Origin of the sequence: Galbibacter sp. (genome assembly GCF_035306585.1) — a bacterium.
Classification (GTDB): Bacteria; Bacteroidota; Bacteroidia; order Flavobacteriales; family Flavobacteriaceae; genus Galbibacter.
On the sequence record NZ_DATGNU010000015.1, the window covers coordinates 1 to 5,154 of the forward strand.

Annotated in this window: 6 protein-coding genes; all 6 read left to right on the plus strand. The window is 35.4% G+C overall.

Annotated features, from left to right (window positions below):
- Positions 1-147 precede the first annotated feature (147 nt).
- Positions 148-600: an ATP-binding protein gene (locus VKY50_RS01905; RefSeq protein WP_324298286.1), complete on the plus strand. Its 453-nt coding sequence runs from the start codon at positions 148-150 to the stop codon at positions 598-600.
- Positions 601-713: 113 nt separating this feature from the next.
- Positions 714-1,514, plus strand: a complete 801-nt coding sequence (locus VKY50_RS01910) for a type IV toxin-antitoxin system AbiEi family antitoxin domain-containing protein (RefSeq protein WP_324298288.1) — start codon at positions 714-716, stop codon at positions 1,512-1,514.
- Entirely contained in the window at positions 1,515-2,372 is an 858-nt protein-coding gene (locus VKY50_RS01915) for a nucleotidyl transferase AbiEii/AbiGii toxin family protein (RefSeq protein ID WP_324298290.1), read from the plus strand.
- A gap of 158 nt (positions 2,373-2,530) precedes the next feature.
- Positions 2,531-3,265: a helix-turn-helix domain-containing protein gene (locus VKY50_RS01920; protein WP_324298292.1), complete on the plus strand. Its 735-nt coding sequence runs from the start codon at positions 2,531-2,533 to the stop codon at positions 3,263-3,265.
- Positions 3,266-3,656: 391 nt separating this feature from the next.
- Positions 3,657-3,884, plus strand: a complete 228-nt coding sequence (locus tag VKY50_RS01925) for a hypothetical protein (RefSeq protein WP_324298294.1) — start codon at positions 3,657-3,659, stop codon at positions 3,882-3,884.
- 388 nt (positions 3,885-4,272) lie between these two features.
- On the plus strand, positions 4,273-5,154 hold an 882-nt coding region (locus VKY50_RS01930; RefSeq protein ID WP_324298296.1), incomplete at its 3' end, for a TonB-dependent receptor.

A 5,154-nucleotide genomic window follows, 5' to 3' on the forward strand; every position in this document is an offset into this window, starting at 1 on the left:
CCAAAAAGGTTTTGTCCTGACATAAACTGGTCAAGAATTTGCTTCTCTAATTCGGATACTTCTTTGTTCTTACTCATAACTGCTGTCTGTTTTTAAATGTAATAATTTTTTTAATTCAGACAGAGTTCAGTTTACACCCTCTTTCTTTTGGAAAAAGCTCGCAATGGGGACTTTAATGATGCTCCATTAATTTTATTTATTGATGAAGCACATCAATATTTAAATAAAAGTGTAAAAGATGAGTATTTTGAATTAACTCAATTAAATTCTTTTGATTCAATTGCAAAAGAATGTAGAAAGCATGGATTATTCCTTACTATCGCTACACAAATGCCAAGAGACATTCCTGTAGGTACATTAAGTCAAATAGGAACTTTTATTGTTCACAGACTGATAAATCATTTTGATAAGGAATCAGTGTCCAATGCAAGTTCATCGGCAAACCGCAATACCCTTGATTTTTTACCGGTTCTTGGTGCTGGAGAAGCAATTTTAATGGGTGTGGATTTTCCTATGCCTGTTATGTTAAAAATAAACCAACCTGAAACTAAACCTGATTCCGCGACACCTCAATTTAAAAATCATCGACCAGAAATATAATTGAATATCTTATTTCTTCTTTATATAGCCCTTCATAATTTACTTTTTCATATCTTTACCAATTATGTAACTATAAGACCTAATTTTTAGGTCTTTTCGAAACATAAAAGGTAATGGCAGACAGTGTATATATATCCAAAAATTTAGATGAGCATCAACTTCAATTTATGAAGTTACTAGAAGCCAATGAGATTTTATATTTTAATATGGATACCATTGAAGGAGAACTACAAGTAGAGTTTGAAAACTTAAATGAAATTCTGGAAAATTTGGTAGACAAAGAACTATTAATGCGTATTGAACGTGGAAAATATGTTTTAAATAATTATAGCAACATTCATGCATTAGCAACCTTTATAAGTCAGAACAGTAGTATAGCCTATTGGTCCGCTTTATACCATCACGGGCTAACAGAACGATTTCCTAATACAATATTTGTAAAAACCACACAACGTAAAAGGGAGACACAAATATTGGGTTCTACCATAAAATTTGTTAGTGTAAAAGCAACCAAAAACATAGGTGTTATAAGAGAAGGCTATGGTGACGATAGTTTTTTAATAACAGACCCGGAAATGACCTTGGTAGATTGTTTTGACCAACCTCGTTATGCCGGTGATTTTGCAGACCTTATCAAAGCATTTGCAACTGCCAAGCTCACTAACAACAAGCTTATAGAATACACAAAAGTCTACAATAATATAGCCCTTACAAAACGGTTAGGGTATTTGGCAACCCTGTTTCATAAAGAAAAACTGCAAAGTTTTATCAATTATGCCCAAACACAGGTAAACAAACGATACAGTTTGATAGACGCAGGAGGTTTACAAGAAGGTGAATTTAAAAATGAATGGAAACTACGTCTAAACATTAGTCAAGAAAACCTATTACAAATGGCACAAAATGAATATTAGATGATTCTTCAAAAAGAGGTTACACAAAAAGCGCAAGAATGGAAAGTGCCACCCGATACGGTAGATAAAGATTATGTATTAGGGCATTTTTTATCAGTATTTATAGCTCATCACAAAAATGATTTGGTGTTTAAAGGCGGGACTTGTCTTCGGAAATGCTATATAGAAAATTATCGGTTTTCCGAAGATTTGGACTTTACAGCATTGGATAAAAATTTTGTATTGGATCAAAAGACGCTGCAAAGCATAGCCAAAATTACTGAAGCTAATACAGGGATTCAATTTAGTGTTGGTAAAATTGACCCTTTGCTATTTCAAGATGACCCCAAGGGCTACCAAGTTTATATAAAATATTGGGGAGCCAACCATTCTAAAAATCAACGGCCATTACCATCCAAGCGTTGGCATACCAAAATAAAACTCGAAGTCAGTACTGATGAGATATTATTGTTAGATACCGAAGAGAAGGCTATTATGCATCCTTATTCCGATGAGGTAACAGGTGAAAAACAAAGTAATTGTTATAGCATTAATGAGGTAGTAGTAGAAAAATTACGAGCATTAAAACAACGGTCTTATACAGCTCCAAGAGATTTTTACGATTTATATCATTTAACAGAAAAATTTAGTAAAAAAGACTGGGAAACGATTATTCCCATTTTCCATAAAAAAATGGAACATAAAAATCTGGAGTATCAATCCCCGGAGGATTTAATAGAAGATTCTAAAATAGTAAATGTAAAACGGGCATGGAAAACCAGTGTAGCACATCAAATTACAGAAGGACATCAACCCGAAGCTGATGAAATCATTGAAACAGTAGCAAAAAGGATTAAAACATATTTACCCAGCAAATAAAAGTCCTACCAAGAGAAAACAAGGTATTACACCTTATTTACACCTTAATCATTGTAAACCCCTACCGAAAAAGCGATACAATATTTTGTATCGAAAAGTATACCACTTATTATCAACTTTGGCGTCAATTACCAAGACGTTGATCAATCATGATAAGTATGTATACTAAACAAGAAATTATATTAAAGAGTTATCGGGAGGGAAAAAGTCAACGAGCGATTAGTAGGGAACTTGGCATCAGTAGAAAAACTGTCCAAAAATATATTGAGCAATACGAAGCTCGATTACAAAAAGGAGAATCGCCAGAGCAAGCTGTGAGTGCTTATTTAGCAACCTTACCAAAATACAGTTCCCGCGCACCCGTTAAATTAAAGCTTACAGCTGCAGTCAAATCAGCCATTGATAAGCTGCTAACCCTGAATGAAGAACGATTGTCTCAAGGGCTCAGGAAGCAGCTTTTAAAGAAGAGTGATATCTTTGTTGAACTGCAAGCACAAGGTTTTGATATAGGTTACACCACGGTCTGTAATTACATCAGAGACACTCAAGGTAAAGCTAAACCCAAGGAGGCATATATACGTCAGGTCTATGAACCAGGCTCGTTGTGTGAGTTTGACTGGGGAGAAGTCAAGCTATATATTAATGGTGTCTTAACTAGATTACAACTGGCTGTTTTTACCTCCGTCTATAGTAATTATCGTTTTGCTATACTCTACCAACGTCAAGACACCTTGGCTTTTATGGAGTCTCATGCTGCCTTTTTTTTCCATTTAAAAGGTGTGTTCAAATGCGTAGCCTATGACAATATGCGAGTGGCTGTGGCAAAGTTCATAGGGCTTCATGAGAAAGAGCCTACTGAAGCTCTTGATAGTGCTAAAGAAAGTTCATCTTGATTTTTTAGTTTAATTACGGTCACAGTGCTTTATTAAGATCTCTAACAGTTAAAGCTGAAGACAATGGTTTGAACGCCTTACAATCTCTTACCATTGGATAGTTCATTTGAATCATTCAAGTCCAAACATTGGTATTATCGAATAAATTAACGTGATATAAAGTACACCCTAGGACATAATGGATGGGTCGAACAAAACACCCTCTTTAAAGCCACCTCCCATTTCAAATCAAGTGACTATTAATTTAGCTTAAAATGATTCCTTAAATTTAACATGAGATCCTATATTTTTTTAGTACGTTTGTTCCCAAATGAAAAACAGTTACTTAAAAAATAGTATAACGTATCTCTTCCTAGCTCTTTTCCTCTCAACGAAACTAGCTAGCTTCCACGTGATTACCCACGCAGAAGACAAAGAACATGCACTTCATTGTACTATTTGTGATCATATTGTAACCACGAATTCCACTCCAGTAGTTGTTGCTGATGTTGCTGAATTTACATTTGAAAATAAAGAATTCTATTTTCCAATTCAGCCAAAGAATCATTACAGCTTTGAAATCTCGGGTGAAATTGCTTCTGATCAATTATTCTCTCGCCCCCCTCCAATGGCACTATAAGTACCTCTATACATTTTTCGAAGATTACACGTATACCCTATGGGTAAATTATGTCTTATTTTATCAAATTAATCACATGGGTCAACCATTGTCCCTATAGATGAAATTACCGCTAAGTTGTTCTAGAAAGCACCTAAGCCTTCACAACACATCTATACTGCCTCTTGCGATCCATTGTCAAGTGCTAACGATTATTTTAGGTAATAAGAAGGCTTAAAAATCCGCGCCTATTTTATAGGATTATAAGGTATACAGCATTATTTACCCATCGCATTTCAATGTCATTGGTATATAGTGTTATATGGTAACAGTTCTTCTTTTATATGTATAGGATTTAGAAAGCCTCAACACTTTAGAAGCATTTGTTAAATCTTATAGTTATTCAAATATGCATTTTAAATATTGTAGTATAAGTGTACTGTTATGCTTGTGCGCCTCAGTCTTTGCACAAGAATCTATCCCGATTCACGGAGTTGTCAAAGACGCCCATAGTCTTCAGCCCATAGAAGGGGCTTCCATAATCGGTAATGATGCGTTTGCGATCACATCACTTGATGGTAGTTTTCAAATAAATCAGTTGCCGAAAGGAACCTACACTTTTGAAGTTTCTCATTTAGGATATGCTGCCTATACCCTTACAGTATCAAGCAGTACTTCTGTTATAGAGGTGTTTTTAGAACCTTCGATCACCTTTCTAGAAGACATAGAAGTGCACAGCCTGAAAAAGCATCTAAAATCAAAGGCCTCACCATTAGTCTCTCATATGGTTTCAAAATCCTATATGGAGAATAATAGAGAAAATAGCTTGATGCAAACTTTAGAGAAGATTCCAGGGGTCAGCACCATTACCATTGGCTCAGGAAATTCCAAACCTGTTATTAGAGGATTAGGATTCAACCGAGTGGTAGTGGTACAAAACGGCATCAAGCATCAGGCTCAACAATGGGGCAGTGACCATGGTTTAGAAATCGATCAATTCGGCGTTGAATCTATTGAGATCATCAAAGGCCCTGCATCTTTACTTTATGGTTCTGATGCTATTGCTGGGGTCATAAATATCCAAGCTCCTGAGGTCCCTGCATTAAATTCTTTCTCCGGATCAGCCCATTTGCTTGGTGAAACCAATACGAATTTACTCGGAATTTCTACTGGGATTCAAGGCAGAAAAAACAAGTGGTTTTACCGGGGAAGAGTTACCTATAAGGATTTCGGGGATTACAAGGTGCCAACTGATCAAATTAATTATGAAAATTACATTTTTGATTTACAC